Consider the following 18,587-nt stretch of genomic DNA (forward strand, 5'->3'; position numbering starts at 1 on the left):
GCCGGAGCCGTCAGGCCCCGAACTCCTCGGCCATCTCCCTGTCGCGCTGCGCGGCCGCGTCCATGGCACGGTTCACGAGGTCGCCCATGCCGCCGTCCAGGAACGCCTCCACGGCCTTCTCAGTGGTGCCGTTCGGGCTCATCACGGCCTTGCGCAGAGCCCCGGCCCTGGCCCCCTCCTGCTGGAGCATGATGCCGGCGCCCTTGACGGTGGCCGCGGCCATGGCCTCGGCGGAGGCGGCGTCCAGTCCCATCTCCGCACCGTGGGCGGCGATCAGCTCGGCCAGCAGGAACACGTAGGCCGGGGCGGAGCCGGCGGTGGCCACCACGGCGGAGAGCTGCTCCTCGGCCACCGGCACCACCAGGCCGGAGCCCTCGAAGAGAGCGCGCACGGCGGTGGCCTGCTCCTCGGTGACGCCCGGCCCGGGGGCCACGCCCACGACGCCGGAGCCCACCGTCAGGGGCGTGTTCGGCATGGTCCGCACGATCGGCTGCCCCGCCGGCAGCACGGCGGCCATGGTCGCGGCGGTGACGCCGGCTGCCACGGACACCACCACGGTCTCGGGGCGCAGCGACGACGCCAGGTCCGTGAGGGTGGCGACCATGTCCTTCGGCTTCACGCCCACCAGGACGATGTCCGCCTCAGCGACCGCGGCATGGTTGGCGCGTTCGTCCCGCTCCTGGGAGGTCACGGTGACGCCGTGCTGCGCGGCGGCCTTCTCGGCGGAGGCGGCGGAGCGGGTGGTGGCGGTGACGTCCTCGGCGCGCACGGCGCCGGCGTCGAGGGCTCCGGCGAGGATCGCGCCGGTCATGGTGCCCAGGCCCAGGATGGTCAGCTTCATGGTCGGTCCGTCTCCTTCGTGGTCGGGCGCGGAACGCCGTCGTCGTCGTGGTGGTCGGTCCCGCCGGCGGCCAGGTGCTCGCGCGCGAAGGCGAGCGAGGCGGCCAGCTTCTCCTCGCGCTGGCCCGCGTACTCCACGCCGCGGGTGCCCACCTCCACGCACACCGCACCGGCCAGGCCCTCGGCCGCCAGGTGGCGCAGGGTCTCGGCCACGCGCTGCGTGCCCTCGCCGGGGACCAGGTGGTCGTCCTTGCCGGAGTCGTTGCCGTCGGTGAGGTGGACGTGCCGCAGCCGCGGGCCGAGCTCGCGGACGGCCGCCAGGGAGTCCGCCCGCGCGATGGCCGCGTGGGAGAAGTCCCAGCAGATGTGCTCGTACGGCTCGGGCAGCGGGTTCCAGTGCGGCAGGTACATCTTGGCCTCGCGGCCGTAGGCCCGCCACGGGTACATGTTCTCCACCGCGATCACCACGCCGGTCTCCGCCATGAGCTCGTGGATGCCCTCGGCGAAGCGCACCGCGTACGTGCCCTGCCAGCGGAACGGCGGGTGGGCGACCACGGTGGCCGCACCCACGGCCTGCGCCAGCTCCACGGAGCGGCGGATCTTGGACCACGCGGAGCCCCAGACCTGCTGCGTGAACAGCAGGGTGGGGGCGTGGATGGAGTCGATGGGCATCCCGTGACGCTCGGACAGCCGCGTCAGCCGCCGCGCGTCCTGGCTCCACGCGTTGTGCGTGACCATGACCTCCACGCCGTCGTAGCCGAGGTCCTCGGCGGTGGCGAACACGTCCTGGGTGCCCAGGGGGAACACGGACGAGGAGGACAGGGTCACGGGGATGTCCGCGCCGAAGCGCGCCGCGGGGGCCAGGTGCGCGGTGGCGTCCGCCATGCTCAGCGCACCCCCAGGCTCAGTCCCGGCAGGAGGGTGTCCGGGTTGAGGTTCACGTGGCCGACGCCGGGCAGGCCGTCCCGGGTGAGGTGGCCCTCGAGCATGAGCGCGTCGAGGCGGTTGAGGATCAGGCCCTCGCGCAGCGCCCACGGGCAGATCTCGAGCTGGGCGATGCCGAACGTGCGCATGGCCGTCAGCGCGACGATCGCCCCCGCGAACACCTGGTGCGCGCGCACGTCCGAGACGCCGGGCAGCTCCGCCCGCTCCGCGATGGTCATCGCCGCGAGGCGGTTCACCCACAGGTGCAGGTCGTCCGCGCGCAGGTGCCGCTTCACGAAGGGCCCCGCCGCCGACGGCGCCGCCCCGGTGATCCGGGCGAGGGAGCGGAACGTCTTCGAGGTGGCGGTGACCACCACGGGCGACTCGATGCGCGGGAAGACCGTGTACGCCTCCTCGAGTCGCTTCTCCACGTGCTTGCGGAGCTTCTTCACCGCCTTGGGGCTGGGCGGGTCCTCGGGCACCCAGTCGCGGGTGAGGCGGCCGGCGCCCAGCGGCAGGGACAGGGCGTGCGAGGGCAGCTCGTCCTGGCCGTAGGCGATCTCGAAGGAGCCGCCGCCGATGTCGAAGTTCAGGATGGAGCCGGCGTCCCAGCCCTGCCAGCGGCGCACGGCGAAGTACGTCATGGCCGACTCCTGGTCCCCCGTGAGCTCGGAGAGGTGCACACCGGTCTCGGCCTGCACGCGGGCCAGCACGGCGGCGCCGTTCGCGGACTCGCGGATCGCCGAGGTGCAGAACGAGATCATGTCCTCCGCCCGGTGCTCCTCCGCGAACGCGGCGGCCTCACGGACGAAGTCCACGAGCTCCCGCTGACCCTCCTCCGTGATCGCCCCGTCGGCGTCCTGGTAGCGGATCAGCGGGAGGGAGCGCTTGTGCTCCGCGTAGGCGACGGGGCGGGCCCCCGGGTGGGCGTCCACGAGCAGCAGGTGAACGGTGTTGGAGCCGATGTCCAGGACGCCGAGGCGCATGGCGCTCAGGCCTTCTTCCGCGCGGTGGTCTTCTTGGCCGGGGCCTTGCGCGCCGCCGGCTTCTTGGCACCGCCGCGGGTGGCCGGGCCCTTGGCGCGCTTGTCCGCGAGCAGCTGGTAGGCCTCCTCCGCCGTGAGCTCCTCGGGCCGGCGGCCGCGCGGGACGGTGATGTTGGTGACGCCGTCCGTGATGTACGGGCCGAAGCGGCCCTCCTTCACAGTGACCTTCTTGCCGGAGACCGGGTCCTCGCCGAACTCGGCCAGCGGCGGCTTGGCGGCCCCGCGGCCACGCTGCTTCGGCTGGGCGTAGATCTCGAGGGCCTGCTCCTGCGTGATGCTGAAGATCTGGTCCTCGGACTCGAGCGAGCGCGAGTCCGAGCCCTTCTTCAGGTAGGGCCCGAAGCGGCCGTTCTGGGCGGTGATGACCTCGCCCTCGGCGTCCGCGCCCACGACGCGCGGCAGGGACATCAGCTGCAGCGCCTGCTCGAGGGTCACGGTGTCCACGGACATGCTCGTGAAGAGGGAGCCGGTGCGGGGCTTCTCCTTGGCCGGCTTCTTCTTCGGCTTGGGCTTGCCGTTCTTGTAGTACTCGGTGGGCTGGGCGTCGAGCCAGGCCTGCAGCTCCTCCTCGGTCATCTCGGGGATGACCTCGGTGACGTAGGGCCCGTAGCGCCCGTCCTTGGCGACGATGGTCCGGCCCGTCTCCGGGTCCGTGCCGAGCTCGCGCTCGGAGGGCTGGGCGGTGGCGAACAGCTCCTCGGCCTTGGCCGGGGTGAGCTCGTCCGGGGCCAGGTCCTCGGGGACGTTGGCGCGCGGCGGGGTGGCGCCCGCCTCCGCGTCGGCCGGCAGCGACCGCTCCAGGTACGGACCGTACTGGCCCACCCGCAGGGTGATGTCCTCGGTGATCGGCAGCGAGTTCACGGCCCGCGCGTCGATCTCGCCGAGGTTGTCCACCACGTGCTTGAGGCCCTCGACGCCCTTCTCCGTCTCCGCGGCGGGGGCCCCGAAGTAGAAGGTCTGCAGCCAGGCCTCGCGGCCGAGTTCGCCCGCGGCGATCCGGTCGAGGTCGTCCTCCATGCGGGCCGTGAAGTCGTAGTCCACGTACTTCGCGAAGTAGTCCTCGAGCAGGCCGATCACCGCGAACGCGGTCCACGACGGGACGAGCGCGGTGCCGCGCTTGGACACGTAGCCGCGGTCCATGATCGTGGAGATCGTCGGGGCGTACGTGGAGGGACGCCCGATCTCGCGGCGCTCCAGCTCGGCGACGATCGACGCCTCGGTGTAGCGGGCCGGCGGGGAGGTCTCGTGCCCGGTGGCCTCGATCGGGTCACCGGTGAGGCGCTCGCCCTGGGCCACCTGCGGCAGGCGGCGGTCCTTGGCCTCCGCGTTCTCGCCGTCGACCTCGGCGTCCCGACCCTCCTCGTACGCGTCGAGGAAGCCCTTGAACGTGATGACGGTGCCCGAGGCGCTGAACTGCGCGAGGCGGCCGTCCTGCGCGGTGGCCGAGAGCCGCAGCGTGGCGGTGTAGCCCTTGGCATCGGCCATCTGCGAGGCCACGGTGCGCTTCCAGATCAGCTCGTACAGGCGGAACTCGTCCGGGCGCAGCTCGGCCTTGACCTGGGCCGGGGTCCGGAAGGAGTCCCCCGCGGGCCGGATGGCCTCGTGGGCCTCCTGCGCGGTCTCGTTGCGCTTGGCGTAGACGCGCGGCTGGGCCGGCACGGCGTCCGCCCCGTAGAGCTCGGTGGCCTGGCGCCGGGCGGCCTGCACGGCTTCCTGCGAGAGGTTCACCGAGTCCGTGCGCATGTACGTGATGTAGCCGTTCTCGTACAGGCGCTGGGCCACCTGCATGGAGACGCGGGAGCTCATGCGGAGCTTGCGGGCGGCCTCCTGTTGCAGCGTGGAGGTGGTGAAGGGGGCGGCCGGGCGGCGGGTGTACGGCTTGTCCTCCACCGAGTCGACCGTGAAGTCCGCCCCGCGCAGACCCTCGGCCAGCGAGCGGGCGCCGGCCTCGTCCAGGTGGGTCACCTTCTTGCCGGCGGAGGCCTTGAGCCGCCCGGCGTCGTCGAAGTCGCGGCCCGTGGCCACGCGCTCGCCGTCCACCGTGCTGAGGCGGGCCGTGAACGAGCTGCCCACGGCGTCCGCGGCCTGCGCGCCCTCGGCCACCGTGAAGGTGCCCTCCACGCCCCAGTAGTGGGCGGAGACGAAGGCCATGCGCTCCCGCTCGCGCTCGACGACGAGGCGGGTGGCCACCGACTGCACGCGGCCCGCCGAGAGCCCGCGGGAGACCTTGCGCCACAGCACCGGCGAGAGCTCGTAGCCGAACAGGCGGTCGAGGATGCGGCGCGTCTCCTGGGCGTCCACGAGGGCCGTGTCCAGCTCGCGGATGTTCTCCAGGCCTCGGCGCACGCCCTCCTGGGTGATCTCCCCGAAGGTCATCCGGTACACCGGCACCGTGGGCTTGAGGGTGTCCAGCAGGTGCCAGGCGATGGCCTCGCCCTCCCGGTCCGCATCCGTGGCGAGGTAGAGGGCCTCGGCGTCCTTGAGCTCGCGCTTGAGCTCCGCGACCTTCTTCTTCTTGTCCGGGTGCACCACGTAGTACGGGGTGAAGCCGTGCTCCGTGTCCACGGCGAACTTCCCGAACGGGCCCTTCTTCATGTCCGCCGGCAGGTCCGAGGGCTTGGGCAGGTCGCGGATGTGCCCCACGGAGGAGTCCACCACCCAGCCGGAGCCCACCGCGTTGAGGTACTTCGCGATGGACTTGCTCTTGGCCGGGGACTCCACGATGACCAGCTTCTTGCCCTCGGGCACGGGAGCGGTCACGGAAGCGGATGACGTGGACAAGGGGGTCCTCCTCGGACGGGGAAGGCGGTGGTTCCGGGCCGGTGCGCGGTGCACGCCGGCGTCGGGCGGACGTCCCCACATCGTAGGGGGCGCGGTGCCCACGATAACGCCCGGCGTCCCCGCGCCCGCCACCGCCCGATCGTCAGCCCTCCACCAGGAACCCGTCCTCGTACAGCTCCCGCAGCGCGGCCAGCAGGCCGGCCCGCCCGACGTCGTCCAGCTCCAGCAGCGCGGCGACCGCGCCCACCAGCTGCCCCACGGACAGCTCACCGTCGGAGGCGGACAGCACGCCCGCCGTCGCGGTGTCCAGGCGCGCCACGCGCCGGAACCCGGAGCCCTGCCGGGCCAGGATCACCTCGGGGTGCTCCGCCCCGAACCGCTGGTGGCGCTCCTCCGTGACGTCCGCGGCCACGCGCAGGTGCAGGCCGCGCAGCGCGGCCAGGGCCGGGTCCCCGACGGCGTCCCCCGCCCCGGCGCCGGCGGTGAGCCGGTCCCGGCGGGCGACGGCGGCGGCCCACGCGGTGCCGAGGGCCTCGTCCACGGCCTGGGTCAGCTCCTCGGCGACCACCCACCCCCGGCCCTGGGAGCCGTCCGCGGCGGGCCGACGCAGCCACACGTGGCCGAAGCCCACGCCCGCGACCCCGCGCGCGGCGAAGTCGTCCAGGTACCCACGGTAGGCGGCCTCATAGGCGGGCGGGTCGAGCTCGAGTGAGGAGTCCTGCAGCCACGTCTCCGCGTAGCCCGCGGGGTCCTGCCGGTCGCGCTGGATGAACCAGGCCTGCATCCCCGACGCCACCCACGAGCGCGGGCGCGCGTCCCAGGGTGCGGTGTCGGCGTCGGCGGTGTCTCCCGCCGGGATCTCCCAGTTGGCGAGCAGCTGCGCGGTGCCGCCCTCGGCGAGCACGTCCGGCAGGGCCGCGATCAGCTCCGCGACGATCCGGTCGCCCTCGCGGCCGCCGTCGCGGTAGGTCAGCACGGGCGCGTCCGGGTCCGTGCGCGGGGTGATCACGAACGGCGGGTTCGAGACCACGAGGTCGAACCGCTCCCCCGCCACCGGCGCCAGCAGATCGCCGGCCGCCAGCCGGACCCGGTCCTCGAGCCGCTCCCGGTCGAGGCCGAGCACGTCCGCGTTGAGCAGCAGGTTGAACCGGGTGAAGGCCAGGGCGCGCTCGGACAGGTCCGTGGCGGTGACGTGGTCGGCGTGGGCGAGCAGGTGCAGGGTCTGGATCCCGCAGCCCACCCCCACGTCGAGGGCGCGGGCCACGGGACGGCGCTGCGTGGCGCCGGCGAGCGTGAGGGAGGCCCGGCCGACGCCGAGCACGTGCTCGGGAGGCAGCGGGCCGCGCCGCTGCAGGGCCGTCAGGTCCGAGGCGATCCACATCCGGCCCGGCTCGTCCGCCTCGTACGGCGAGAGGTCCACCGCGCCGCGCACGCGCCCGTCCGGCCCCTCGACGACGAGCCCGGCCGCCACGGCCCCGGCCAGGCCGAGGCTGGGCAGCGCGGCGTCGAGGTCGGCGGCGGGGACGGGGTCGCCGAGCAGCCAGGCCCCGACGGCGGCGGCGAGGCCCCGCGTGCCGGGCCGGTCGCCGGGGCCGGCTGCGTCGTCGTGCCGGCCGGGGCCCGCCAGGTGACCGGCGACGACGCGGCGGGCGGCCTCGGCGTGCTCGCGGTCCAGGGCGAGCGTGGCCACGGGTCCGAGCAGCCCCTCGACGGCGGCGGTCGTGAACGGCAGGGCCGCCAGGTCCGCGGCGAGGGCCACGGCCGTGGCCGGGGTCAGCCGCGGGGCGGGGGGCGACGGGGGTGTCGGGACGGGACTCATGCCTCGGTCCTCTCGGCGGGGTGGGGGTGGTGGACGCAGACGGGGCAGCGGCGCTCGGGGTCGTCGACGGCGCAGGCCGCACAGCGGACCTCGAGCGTGGTGCAGGCCGGGTCGGCGCAGTTGCGCAGCGCCGAGGTCGGGGCCTCGCACGTGACGCACCGGCCGATGGTCTCGGCGTCGGCGGTGAAGCGGGTGGACAGGCGTCGGTCGAACACGGCCAGCTCGCCCCGCCACAGTCCGGCGTCGCCGCGGGCCTCGCCGTAGCGGACGATGCCGCCGTCGAGCTGGTAGACCTCAGCGAAGCCGCGGTCCTTGAGCAGGGCGGAGAGGACCTCGCAGCGCACGCCGCCCGTGCAGTAGGTGATCAGTGGCGCGTCCTTGAGGTGGTCCAGGGCCCCGGAGTCGACGGCGGCGAGCAGGTCGCGGGTGGTGTGCGCGTCCGGGACCACGGCCCCGTCGAAGCGGCCGATGGCCGCCTCCACCGTGTTGCGGCCGTCGAGGAAGCGCACGGGGTTGGCGCTGCCGGCGCGCTCGGCGACGAGCGCGTCCACCTGAGCGGGGGTGAGCCGCTCCCCCGTGCCGACGACCCCGTCCGCGTCCACGGTGACGCGCTCGGGGGCCCCGAACGCGACGAGCTCGGGCTTGAGCTTGACGGAGAGGCGGGGGAAGTCCGCCGCCGAGCCGTCCGACCACTTCACCTCGAGGTCCCGGAACGCCGGATGCTCCCGCGTGCCGCGCACGTAGCGCTTGACCGCGTCGACCGGCCCGCCGACGGTCCCGTTGATCCCCTGCGGCGACACGATGATCCGGCCGGTCAGGCCGAGGGACGCGGCGAGCGTGCGCTGCCACAGCCGCACCGCCTCGGGGTCGGCGAGCGGGGTGAACCGGTAGTACAGCGCGATGCGGGAGAGGGCGGCGGTGCTCATCGAGGTCCAGGCTAGTGCGCGACCCCGGACGTGACGGCCGTGAGGGACGGGCGGGGCCTGGCCCGCACCGGCCTCACGCCTTACCCTTCAGACATGACTGAGCATCTGGATCCGGCACTGGTCGACATCTGGTTCGCGGCCTGGTCGCGATCGCGCGGCTACCGCACGAGCCAGGAGGCGGGGCGACGCGCGGCCCTGCGCACCCCCCGCCCCGCCCACATGATCCCCGGCGGCTCCGGTCGCGCCACGGTGGACGTGCCGGCCACGTGGGAGCACGTGGTGGTGAACCCCTCCCGCGCGGAGCTGGAGGACCTGCGCGAGGCGGTGCGGGACCAGGAGCAGATCCTGCTCACCGTGTTCGGCGACGCCGGCGAGGACCCCAAGGCCATGGGTCTGAAGGCCCAGGCCGAGCCGGAGCGCTTCATGACCATGGACATGGACCCCGAGCTGCAGGACGTGGAGCCCCCGCTGCTGCCCGAGGGCTATGAGGCCCGCGTGGACCAGCCGATGGAGGGCAGCCGTCGCCTGCGCATCCTGGCCGTCGGCGCCTCGACCGCGCCCGAGGGCGAGGAGGAGCTCGCCGCCCTCGGCTGGGTCACCGAGGAGGACGGCACCGCCGTCTACGACCGGATCTGGACGTCCCCGAACCACCGTCGCCGCGGCCTCGGCTCCCTCGTGATGCGCTACCTCACCTCCGAGGTCATGAGCGAGGGTGAGATCAGCCGCGGCCTGCTCGTCGCCTCCCCGGACGGCCAGAAGCTGTACCGCCACCTGGCCTGGACCGACCTCGGCCCCGTGTCCATCTGGGGTCGCGGCCTGGCCGAGGACAACCCCACCGCCGAGCACACCGGCACCATGGGGGCGTGACCGGCCACCTGCCGGAGCACGATCCCTGGGCGGATCCCGCGGGCGGCTGGGGGCCGCCCGGCACGGCGGACGCCGCGCCGCCCGTCGACGACGCCGCCCCGGACTCCTCCGGACCGGAGCCGCAGCCCGTCGGTGAGGTGGTGGCCGACGTCGTGGCCGGGCTGTCCGTCACGGCACCCGGGGACCTGTGCCCGGACACCCCGGCGGGGGCCGGACTCCGTGCGGCGCTGGGCCGGACCGGGCTGCCCGAGCAGATCCGCCACGTCACCGAGCTGCCCGCACGGCAGGCCCGGCACACGGACTGGCCCGCAGACGCTCCGGAGGGCCTGGTCAGGGCGTTCGCGGCGCGCGGCGTCGAGCGGCCGTGGCTGCACCAGGTGCGGGCCGCGGCCCTGGCCGGCGCGGGGACGCACACCGTGCTCGCCACGGGCACGGCGTCGGGCAAGTCGTTGGGCTACCAGCTGGCGGTCGGCACCCGGTTGGCCGCCGACCCCCGGGCCACCGCGCTCTACCTCGCCCCCACCAAGGCCCTCGCGGCGGACCAGCTGACCTCCTGGCGCGCCCTCGAGCGGGACGGCGCCCCGGGGCTGCGCTCGGCCCCCTACGACGGCGACACCGCACCGCAGGACCGGATCTGGGCCCGCGAGCACGCCAGCGTGCTCATGACCAACCCGGACATGCTCCACGTGGGGATCCTGCCGCACCACGAGCGGTGGGCCACGTTCTTCCGGAACCTGGCGTTCGTGGTGGTGGACGAGTCGCACACGTACCGGGGCGTCTTCGGCTCGCAGGTGGGCATCCTGCTGCGCCGGCTGCGGCGCATCGCCGCCCACTACCGCGGGGACCGGCCGGAGACCGTGTTCATCGGGGCGTCGGCGACGTCGGCGGATCCGGCCGGGCACTTCGCCCGGCTGATCGGGGCGCCGGCCGCGGCGGTCACGGAGGACGCGTCCCCGCACGGGGCGGTCACCGTGGCGTTCTGGGAGCCCGAGCTGACGGACCGCCGGGGCGAGAACGGCGCGCCCGTCCGGCGCTCGGCGATGGCCGCCGCCGCCGACCTGGTCACGGACCTGGCCCTGCAGCAGGTCCGCACGCTGGCGTTCATCCGCTCGCGGCGCGGGGCCGAGGCCATCGCGAGCGCGGCCAAGCGGCAGCTCGAGGAGGTCGAGCCGGGGCTCGGCACCCGGATCGCGGCCTACCGCTCGGGCTACCTGCCCGAGGAGCGGCGGGAGCTGGAGGCGGACCTGCGCTCGGGTCGGCTGCTGGGCATGGCCTCGACGCCGGCGCTGGAGATGGGCATCGACGTCGCGGGGCTGGACGCGGTGGTGGTGGCCGGCTGGCCGGGCACCCGCGCGTCGTTCTTCCAGCAGATCGGCCGCGCCGGGCGCGGCGGCCAGGACGCGCTCGCGTTCTTCGTGGCCTCGGACGACCCCCTGGACACCTTCGTGGTGGACCACCCGGAGGCCGTGTTCGACCTGGGGGTCGAGGACACCGTGGTGGACCCGGAGAACCCGCACCTGCTCGGCCCGCAGCTGTGCGCGGCCGCCGCGGAGCTGCCGATCACGCCCGAGGCGTTCGGCTGGTTCGGGGAGCCGGAGCGCGTGCGCGCCCTGCTGGACGTGCTGGTCGATCAGGGGCTGCTGCGCCGTCGGCCGGCCGGCTGGTTCTGGACGCACCCCGAGCACGCCGCCGGCATGGTCTCCCTGCGGGACGACGGCGGTGGCCCCATGGACATCATCGACGCCGAGTCCGGCGCCCTGCTGGGCACGATGGACTCGCCCCAGACCCATTACCAGGCGCATCCCGGCGCGGTGTACGTGCACCAGGACCGCACGTACCTCGTGGAGGAGCTGGACGAGGACGCGCACGCGGTGGTGGTCACGCGCGCCTGGCCGGACTTCACCACGCAGGCCCGGGACGTCACGGAGGTCGAGATCGTGGCGGTGCACCGCCGCCTGGACGCGCGGGAGGGCACCCTGCGCTGGTGCCTCGGGGATGTGCAGGTCCGCACCCAGGTGGTGTCCTTCCAGCGCAAGGCCCTGGCCTCCGGGGAGGTGCTCGGCGAGGAGCCCCTCGACCTGCCGGCGCGGGACCTGTTCACCTCGGCGGTGTGGTTCCAGGCGGCCTCGGACGAGCTCATCGCCGCGGGACTGACCACGGATCGCCTTCCCGGCGCCCTGCACGCGGCCGAGCACGCGATGATCGGCATGATGCCGCTCGTCGCCTCGAACGACCGCTGGGACATCGGAGGCGTCTCGATGGTCCTGCACCCGGACACCGGCTCCCCCGCCGTGTTCGTCTACGACGGCCGGCCCGGCGGGGCGGGCTTCGCCGAACGCGGCTTCGAGCAGGCGCGACGCTGGGTCGAGGCGACGGCGGGGGCCATCGCGGCCTGCGAGTGCGCGGAGGGCTGCCCGTCCTGCGTGCAGTCCCCCAAGTGCGGCAACCGCAACAGCCCACTGGACAAGGCCGGCGCGCTGACCGTCCTGCGGTTCCTGATGGACCACGCCGATCACCTCGTCCCGGCGGACGCCTCGACCGACGGCTCGGGCGGCGGCGCCTCCGGCGGGTCCTCCGGCGGGGCCACGGACGCGGCGCCCGGGGCCTGAGACCGCGGCGGACCCGCGACGGCATCGGCCGTGGCCGCCGGCAGCGGGGCGCGGGCGAGCTCGACCGCGACGCGCACGGTCCCGTCCTCGCGCACCTCGCACGCCACGACGGCGGCCCCGTTGCGTTCGGCGGTCCGCCCGGCCAGCACGCACGGCTCGTGGTCGGAGAGCCCGCGCCGGGCGTCGGAGGCGGCGAGCGCCGCCAGATCGGCAGCCCCGGCCGCCCGGGAGCCGGTGGCCGAGGCCTGCCCCAGCGCCGCGACAGCCAGCAGCAGCCCCGCCCCCAGAGCGGCCGTGCCCAGGACGGACACGGTGCCCGAGCCGCGTTCGCCCCGCGCGGGCGCCCTCCCACGGGTCATGACCGGTCCTCCGGCCCGGCGGCGGGCGTTCCGGGCCGCTGGTCGGGGGCGGCGGCGTGCGCGGTGAGGGTGAGCACCTCGGCCCAGGCGAGCGGCCCGGGGCCGGGCTGGACGACCTCGACGGTCACCCACCCGCCCTCGACGGTGTGCGAGAGCGAGGCGTCGTCGCCGGCCATGCGCGCCACGGCGTCCCGGGCCGCCGCCTCGTCGTCGCCCCGGGCGAGGATGCGGGCGGCCGACGCCGCCGCGTCCTGACCCCGCACCTGCTGCACCGCGGCGGCCCCGGCCAGCAGGACGGACACGAGCACGAACGCGATCACGGGCAGCAGCACCGCGTACTCGGCCGTGACGGCCCCGGTCTCGCCGCCCCGGAGCGCGCGGGGCCGCCCCGCCGTCCGGGCGCCCGTGCGGCGCCCGGACGGCGAGGCGGAGGTCGGGTGCTCAGTCACGCTGGAGCGCCCCGGAGACGAGGTCCACGAGCAGCGACTGCACGTCCGGGCTGGTGAGCACGACGGCCAGCACGCCCGCGAAGCCCACGGCGGCGAGCGTGAGGATGCCGTACTCGGCCGTGATCGCGCCGGTCTCCTCGCCCGCGGCGTCGACGACGCGCGCGAGGCGATTGCGGCCGCTCGGGCGGGTGACGGCGGGCTGGGCGGAGTGGGAGCGGTGGGTCATGGTGGTCCTCCTGGAGTGGGCCCCGCGGTGCGGGGCGGTGATGACGGCCCGGCCGGGCCGCTGGTCCCAGGCTGGCCCGCTCCGGGGCTCGCGCGCCGGGGGCGGCGCGGATCCGGGGATGGGCCGGGGCGATCGGGGCCCTGTGCAGGACCGGACGCCCCGGCGTCGCCGCCGCCTCAGCCCGGTCCCGCCCCGAGCAGGGCCATGACGACGGGCACCACGCCCCAGCACACGAAGGCCGGCAGCAGGCACAGCCCCAGCGGCATCACCAGGCGCACGGCGAGCTCCTCGGCCGCCCGTTCATCGGCCCGCCGGGTCTGCTGACGGACGGCGGCGGCGGTCTCGGCCAGCGTGCGGGCGCCGGCCATCCCGGACCGGTGCAGCGGCCGCAGCCGGGCGGCGGTCTCGATCCACACCGGGTCCGTGTCGAGCCCCGCCCACGCCTCGTCCCAGTCCCGGCCCCAGAGCAGCAGCGCCGCCGTGGCGCGCAGGCCGCGGGCGCCCGGCAGGGTTCGGCCGAGGTCGTCCAGCGCGGCGGGCAGGGATCGGCCGGCGCTGAGCAGCGCCGCCAACACGTCCAGCACGACGGCGGCGCCCACCGCCGCCGGTTCGCGCGCGGCAGCACGCAGCAGCAGGCGCGTCCAGGACCGCCCGGCCAGCCAGAACAGCAGCCCCACCGCGGCGACCACGGCACCGAAGGGCGAGCGGGCCAGGTCCCACGGGGAGGTGCCGAGCAGCCACGCGAGGCCGAGGCCGCCCAGGGGCAGCCACTGCAGCAGTCGGGACGTCGCGCCCGGCCCCGCCGCGGCCGAGCGGCGGGCCCGGGCCGCGTCCACGTCCGCCTCGAGACTGTGGGCCAGCCGCCGGGCCACGGCAGCGGGAGCGGCACCCGCCCGGGCCCCGGCCGCGAGCGCCGCGTCGACCAGCGCCCAGCCCGGGTCCCGTGCGGGGGTCCGCCAGGGCAGGGTCCCGCCGCCGCGCGCCGCCTCCCCGGTCGGCGCATGCGACGCCGGCACATCCCAGGCCAGCGCCTCGGCCCGGCGTCGGGCGCGGTGATGGGCACAGCATGCGGCACCCGCCTCGCCCGGGCCCGACCCGCAGGCGGGCAGGGTGCACGCGGTCTCCCGCCAGGCCTGCTCCTCGGTCAGGCCGGCCGCGACGAGGGCGGCCCAGCGGCGCAGCGCGCCGACGAGCACCTCCGTCTCCTCCTCCGGCCTCGCCCGCCCCGCCCACCAGGGCAGCAGCGGCTCGGCACGCCCAGCGCGCGACCGTCGTGCCTGCCCGGCCGCCGTCGTCGCGCTCACCGGCCGCTCCGCCCCGCCAGCCGGGCCGCGAGCGCGGGCATGCCGGGTCCTTCGACGGTCCGCCCGCCCGTCGCCTCCGTCCCGGGCCGCCACGTGAGGGCGGGCAGCAGGGCGAACCCGTCGGCGCGCAGGTCCGGGACGGCGAGCTCCACGGGGTGCCGCCCGTGGCCGTCGCGGGCGATGTGCAGCACGGCGTCCACGCCGGCGCGGGCCTGCGCGGCCACCGTCTCGGGCCGCCAGCCGGCCAGGGAGGCCATGGCCGTCAACCGGGCGGGCACCTCGGCGGCGGCGTTGGCGTGCAGGGTGCCCCACGCGCCCTGGTGGCCGGTGTTCAGGGCGGTGAGGACGTCGGCCACCTCGGCGCCGCGGCACTCGCCGACCACGAGCCGGTCCGGCCGCATCCGCAGGGCGTGGCGGACGAGCTCGGCCAGTCCGACCTCGCCGGCGCCCTCCGCGTTGGCGGCGCGGCACTGCAGGGCGACCACGTGCGGGTGATCGGGCGCGGCCTCGGCCGTGTCCTCCACGACGACGATCCGTTCGTCCCCCGGCACCCGGCCGAGGGCCGCGGAGAGCAGCGTGGTCTTGCCCGCCCCGGTCGCGCCGCTGACCAGGACGGTGGCGCGGTCGCGCACGAGCGCCTCGAGGGCGTCGGCCCAGAGGGCGCCGTCCGGCCAGCCGTCGGCCAGCGCGGCCAGCGACGGCGTCGCCGCGGCCGGGATCCGCAGGCTCAGCAGGGTGCCGCCGCCGCTGACCGGGGGCAGGACCGCGTGGACGCGCACGCCGCCCACGCGGGCGTCGGCCAGCGGCACCGCCGCGTCGAGGCGGCGGCCGGCCCGGTGCAGCAGCCGCACCGCGAGCGCCCGGGCGGTCTCGGGGTCGAGCCGATCGGGGCGGCGGACGAGGCCCCCGTCCCCGTCGGTCCACACCGCGCCCGCGCCGTCCACGAGCACGTCGGTCACGCCCGGGGTGCGCACCCAGGGTGCGAGCGGGCCGAAGCCGTCGAGCTCATCGACCAGCGCCGCCACGCGCGGGTCGTCGATCGGCACGTCGAGGGCCTCGGCGATCAGCGGGGCCAGCGGCGGCTCCGCGCCGTCCGCGGCCGACGCACGGGCCTCGGCCACGCGCCGGCGCACGACGGCGGCGTCCAGCCCGTCGGGGCCCGCTGCGGGTGCGGCGAGCGGCGGCGCGGCGACCTGCGTGCGTTCCGGCTCGGCCGGGCCGGTGCGGGGCCACGGGAACCGCCGGCCGCCCTCGGGCGGGGCGGGGCGGCGTCGTCGGCCCCGGGGCGGGCGGGCCGGGGCGGCGGGGACGAACGGGCGCATGGCGGGCCTCCTGCGGGTCGGGGCGGCCGCCGCGGTCCGCGGCCGCCGGCCCGTCCAGTCCACCGTCCCGCCCGGGTGCCCGCGCCCCCGGTCCCGCCGCTGGGGACACGGGCCCGCCCTCCGGCGCCTGTGCAGGAGCGGACGGCGGAGCGCAGCCGTCAGTCGCGCAGGATCTCGTGGGTCCGCGCGTCGCGCACGCGGGAGTCGTCCCACGGCACGTCCCAGCCCAGCAGCCCCAGCACCCGGTCCAGCAGCGCCGCCGTGAACCCCCACACCAGGCGCTCGCCCACGAGGAAGCCCGGCGTCTCGCCGCGGCGGCCGCCGGGCCGGGCCACGCGGCACCGGTTCGCGGGGTCCACCAGGTCCGCGACCGGCATCCGGAACACGGCCGCGGCCTCGGCCTGGTCGACCACCGCCACGCGGCTGGGGTCCCGCCACCACCCGAGCACCGGGTGCACCACGTGCCCGGAGACCACCACCGGCACCGCCGGCAGCACGCCCAGGACCTCCACGCCGGCCGGGTCCAGGCCGGTCTCCTCCTGCGCCTCGCGCAGGGCCGTGGCCACGACGTCGCCGTCCTCGGGGTCGACGCGACCGCCGGGGAACGCGATCTGCCCGGCGTGCTGGCGCAGGGTGGCGGCGCGCTGGGTCAGCAGCACGTCCACGTGCGGGTGCACGCGCTCGGCGTCGTGACGGGCGGGGACGTCGTCGAGGGCGCCGAACAGGATCAGCACGGCGGAGGGGCGCGGATCGCCGGACCGGGGCCAGTCGAAGCCCCACATCGGCACGGCCTCGGGCGGGACCGTGGTGAGCGAGACCGGGTCGTGGTGACCGGGCGCGTCCGCAGGGGCCGCGCCCCACCGGGCCACGAGGTCCGCCAGCTGGTCCCGCGCACCCGCCAGGGACGCGTCGGACGTCCCGACGGCGTCGCGGGAGGTCGGGCGGGGGCTCGCGGGGGTCTCAGGCATGGCCCCCACGCTAGTCGCCGGTCGTAGCCTCGGGGCATGACGGCTCCCCTGACCTCGCCCCCGGCGGCCACCGCGTCCCCGGATCCGGTGGACGTCGCGGTGATCGGCGCCGGCCAGGCCGGACTGGCGGCCGGCTACTTCCTGGCGCGGGCCGCGCGGGACGTCGACCGCGGACGCCGGGCGGGCCCGGCGCCGTCGTTCGTCCTGCTCGACGCGTCCGCCCAGCCCGGCGGCGCGTGGCCGCACCACTGGGACTCCCTGCGCCTGTTCTCCCCCGCCGAGCACTCCTCCCTGCCGGGCCGACCCATGCCGCCGTCGCCCGGCCCCGGCACCCCGGACGCCGGGCACGTCGTCGCGTACCTGGCCGACTACGAGGACCGCTACGGGCTGCCGGTGCGGCGCGGCGTGCGCGTCACGGCGGTGACGCACGACGCCGCCGCGTCCCCGCCGTTCACCCTGCGGCTCGAGGACGGCACGGCCCTGAGCGCCCGGGCCGTGGTCTCCGCGACCGGCTCGTTCACCCGCCCGTTCGTGCCGGCTCTCCCGGGCGCCGACCGCTTCGGCGGCACGCAGCGGCACTCCGCCGCGTACCGCTCCCCCGACGCGTTCGCCGGGCGGCGCGTCCTCGTGGTGGGCGGCGGCAACTCGGGCGCCCAGATCGCGGCTGACCTGCTGCTGGCGGGTGTCGCCACCACGTGGGCCACCCGGCGTCCGCCCCGGTTCATGCCGGACGACGTGGACGGGCGGGTGCTCTTCGATCGGGCCTCGGCGCGCGTGCTGGGCCGCTCCGAGGCGCGCGTGGGCGACCTCGGGGACATCGTCATGGTGCCCTCGGTGATCCGCGCCCGCGACGAGGCCGGGCTCCACGCGGTCCCCGCGCCCACCGCGCTCACGCCGGACGGCGTCCGCTGGGACCACGACGCCGGCGCGAGCCACGGCTGGCCCGCCGCCAGCCGCGCCGCGGCCCGGGTGCGCGGCACCGAGCACCCGGTGGACGACGTCGTCTGGTGCACGGGCTTCCGGGCGGACCTGCGCCACCTGCGGAGCCTCGAGCTGACCCGCCGCCCCTCCGGGGCGCCGGCGACGGAGCGTGCGCTGCCGACCGCCTCGGTGGACGTGCCGGGGCTGCACCTGCTCGGCTACGACGACTGGTGCGGGGCCGCCTCGGCCACGCTCGCGGGCGTGGGGGTGCACGCGCGCCGGGCCGTCGACGCGATCCTCGCGGGCCTCACCGCGGGCTGAGCGGGTGGACCAGCCGGGCGGTCAGGCCTCCAGTCCGTGGCCGAGCGCGCGCAGCTCGCGGCGCGTCCGCCCCGCGCGCAGGAGCTCGAGCAGCTCCTCCCGGCCGGGCTTGAGCTCGTAGGCGAGCAGGGCGCGCGCCCGCTCGGGGTCGGTCTCCCCCTCGCCGTAGGACGGGCACCAGCGGGCGATCGGGCACGCCCCGCACGCCGGGCGGCGCGCGTGGCACACGCGGCGGCCGTGGAAGATCAGCCGGTGGGAGAGCATCGTCCAGTCCCGGCGGGGGAACAGGGCGCCCACGGCGTGCTCCACCTTCACCGGGTCGGTCTCGTCCGTGAACCCCAGGCGTCGGGCCAGCCGGCCGACGTGCGTGTCCACCGTGATCCCGGGCTGGCCGAAGGCGTTGCCGAGCACCACGAACTCGGTCTTGCGCCCCACCCCGGGCAGCGCCACGAGGTCCTCGAGACGGGCGGGGACCTCGCCGTCGTGCCGGGCCACGAGCTCCTGGGACAGCCGCAGGATCGCGGAGGCCTTGTTCCGGTAGAACCCCGTGGAGCGCACGAGCTCCTGCAGCTCGGGCTCGGTGGCCGCCGCCATCGCGTGGGCGTCCGGGAAGCGGGCGAACAGCGCCGGCGTGGCCGCGTTGACGCGCACGTCGGTGGTCTGGGCGGACAGCACCGTGGCCACGAGCAGCTCGAACGGCGTCTCGAAGTCCAGCTCGGCGACGGCGTACGGGTACGTCTCGGCCAGGATCCGGTCGATCCGCCGCGCCCGGCGCACCAGGGCCAGCCGGGTCTCCCCGGTCGGCGTGTCCGTCGGCTCCGTCTCCATCCGCGCGTCCTCCCGCCCTCGTGCGATCCGCTCAGGTCCGACCATCCTAGGGAGCGGGGCGCGTGCCGACGTCCACAC

16 protein-coding genes are annotated in these 18,587 nt (G+C 76.3%); 3 read left to right on the forward strand and 13 right to left on the reverse strand.

What is annotated here, in order from left to right; genetic code table 11:
* Positions 1 to 10 precede the first annotated feature (10 nt).
* The 6 genes from proC to B1A86_RS09075 all read right to left on the reverse strand — a co-directional run bounded on the left by proC (position 11) and on the right by B1A86_RS09075 (position 8,335).
* Positions 11 to 841 (reverse strand): pyrroline-5-carboxylate reductase, encoded by an 831-nt coding sequence (proC, locus tag B1A86_RS09050; RefSeq protein ID WP_063189790.1) that lies wholly within the window; start codon positions 839 to 841, stop codon positions 11 to 13.
* Positions 838 to 1,725: a sugar phosphate isomerase/epimerase gene (locus B1A86_RS09055; protein ID WP_065572453.1), complete on the reverse strand. Its 888-nt coding sequence runs from the start codon at positions 1,723 to 1,725 to the stop codon at positions 838 to 840. Before B1A86_RS09055 ends, proC begins: the two co-directional genes overlap by 4 nt.
* 2 nt (positions 1,726 to 1,727) lie before the next feature.
* Positions 1,728 to 2,750, reverse strand: a complete 1,023-nt coding sequence (locus tag B1A86_RS09060; RefSeq protein ID WP_002856323.1) for an exopolyphosphatase — start codon at positions 2,748 to 2,750, stop codon at positions 1,728 to 1,730.
* Between the two features lie 5 nt (positions 2,751 to 2,755).
* On the reverse strand, positions 2,756 to 5,590 hold the full coding sequence (gene topA, locus B1A86_RS09065; RefSeq protein WP_078026145.1) for a type I DNA topoisomerase: 2,835 nt from the start codon (positions 5,588 to 5,590) through the stop codon (positions 2,756 to 2,758).
* A gap of 142 nt (positions 5,591 to 5,732) precedes the next feature.
* Entirely contained in the window at positions 5,733 to 7,409 is a 1,677-nt protein-coding gene (locus tag B1A86_RS09070) for a methyltransferase (RefSeq protein WP_078026144.1), read from the reverse strand.
* Positions 7,406 to 8,335, reverse strand: a complete 930-nt coding sequence (locus B1A86_RS09075; protein WP_078026143.1) for a rhodanese-related sulfurtransferase — start codon at positions 8,333 to 8,335, stop codon at positions 7,406 to 7,408. The genes B1A86_RS09070 and B1A86_RS09075 overlap by 4 nt, the downstream gene beginning before the upstream one ends.
* A 93-nt stretch (positions 8,336 to 8,428) precedes the next feature.
* Between B1A86_RS09075 and B1A86_RS09080 the strand changes: the two genes are divergently transcribed.
* A complete protein-coding gene (locus B1A86_RS09080) occupies positions 8,429 to 9,202 on the forward strand; it encodes a GNAT family N-acetyltransferase (RefSeq protein WP_020626505.1) in 774 nt (257 codons plus the stop codon).
* Positions 9,199 to 11,811, forward strand: coding sequence for a DEAD/DEAH box helicase (locus B1A86_RS09085; RefSeq protein ID WP_138976811.1), 2,613 nt, complete (start codon positions 9,199 to 9,201; stop codon positions 11,809 to 11,811). Before B1A86_RS09080 ends, B1A86_RS09085 begins: the two co-directional genes overlap by 4 nt.
* Here B1A86_RS09085 and B1A86_RS09090 read toward each other — a convergent pair.
* The 6 genes from B1A86_RS09090 to B1A86_RS09115 form a co-directional block, all read right to left on the reverse strand.
* Complete coding sequence (locus B1A86_RS09090; RefSeq protein ID WP_049147915.1) at positions 11,715 to 12,170, reverse strand: Rv3654c family TadE-like protein; 456 nt, start codon at positions 12,168 to 12,170, stop codon at positions 11,715 to 11,717. The genes B1A86_RS09085 and B1A86_RS09090 overlap by 97 nt on opposite strands.
* A complete protein-coding gene (locus tag B1A86_RS09095) occupies positions 12,167 to 12,619 on the reverse strand; it encodes a TadE family type IV pilus minor pilin (protein WP_049147914.1) in 453 nt (150 codons plus the stop codon). Before B1A86_RS09095 ends, B1A86_RS09090 begins: the two co-directional genes overlap by 4 nt.
* Positions 12,612 to 12,845 carry a DUF4244 domain-containing protein gene (locus B1A86_RS09100; protein ID WP_049147913.1) on the reverse strand — a complete coding sequence of 78 codons (234 nt, stop codon included), beginning with the start codon at positions 12,843 to 12,845 and terminating at the stop codon, positions 12,612 to 12,614. The genes B1A86_RS09095 and B1A86_RS09100 overlap by 8 nt, the downstream gene beginning before the upstream one ends.
* A gap of 176 nt (positions 12,846 to 13,021) precedes the next feature.
* Positions 13,022 to 14,149: a type II secretion system F family protein gene (locus B1A86_RS09105; protein WP_233490683.1), complete on the reverse strand. Its 1,128-nt coding sequence runs from the start codon at positions 14,147 to 14,149 to the stop codon at positions 13,022 to 13,024.
* Positions 14,146 to 15,471, reverse strand: a complete 1,326-nt coding sequence (locus B1A86_RS09110; RefSeq protein WP_136939928.1) for a CpaF family protein — start codon at positions 15,469 to 15,471, stop codon at positions 14,146 to 14,148. The genes B1A86_RS09105 and B1A86_RS09110 overlap by 4 nt, the downstream gene beginning before the upstream one ends.
* A gap of 158 nt (positions 15,472 to 15,629) precedes the next feature.
* On the reverse strand, positions 15,630 to 16,439 hold the full coding sequence (locus B1A86_RS09115; protein WP_078026142.1) for a CoA pyrophosphatase: 810 nt from the start codon (positions 16,437 to 16,439) through the stop codon (positions 15,630 to 15,632).
* A gap of 36 nt (positions 16,440 to 16,475) precedes the next feature.
* Between B1A86_RS09115 and B1A86_RS09120 the strand changes: the two genes are divergently transcribed.
* A complete protein-coding gene (locus tag B1A86_RS09120) occupies positions 16,476 to 17,681 on the forward strand; it encodes an NAD(P)-binding domain-containing protein (RefSeq protein ID WP_078026141.1) in 1,206 nt (401 codons plus the stop codon).
* Between the two features lie 21 nt (positions 17,682 to 17,702).
* On the opposite strand, the gene nth is transcribed toward B1A86_RS09120, so the two are convergent.
* Positions 17,703 to 18,509 (reverse strand): endonuclease III, encoded by an 807-nt coding sequence (gene nth, locus B1A86_RS09125; RefSeq protein WP_078026140.1) that lies wholly within the window; start codon positions 18,507 to 18,509, stop codon positions 17,703 to 17,705.
* Between the last annotated feature and the right edge of the window lie 78 nt (positions 18,510 to 18,587).

It is taken from the genome of Micrococcus sp. KBS0714 (assembly GCF_002008305.4).
GTDB classification, from domain to species: Bacteria; Actinomycetota; Actinomycetes; order Actinomycetales; family Micrococcaceae; genus Micrococcus; species Micrococcus luteus.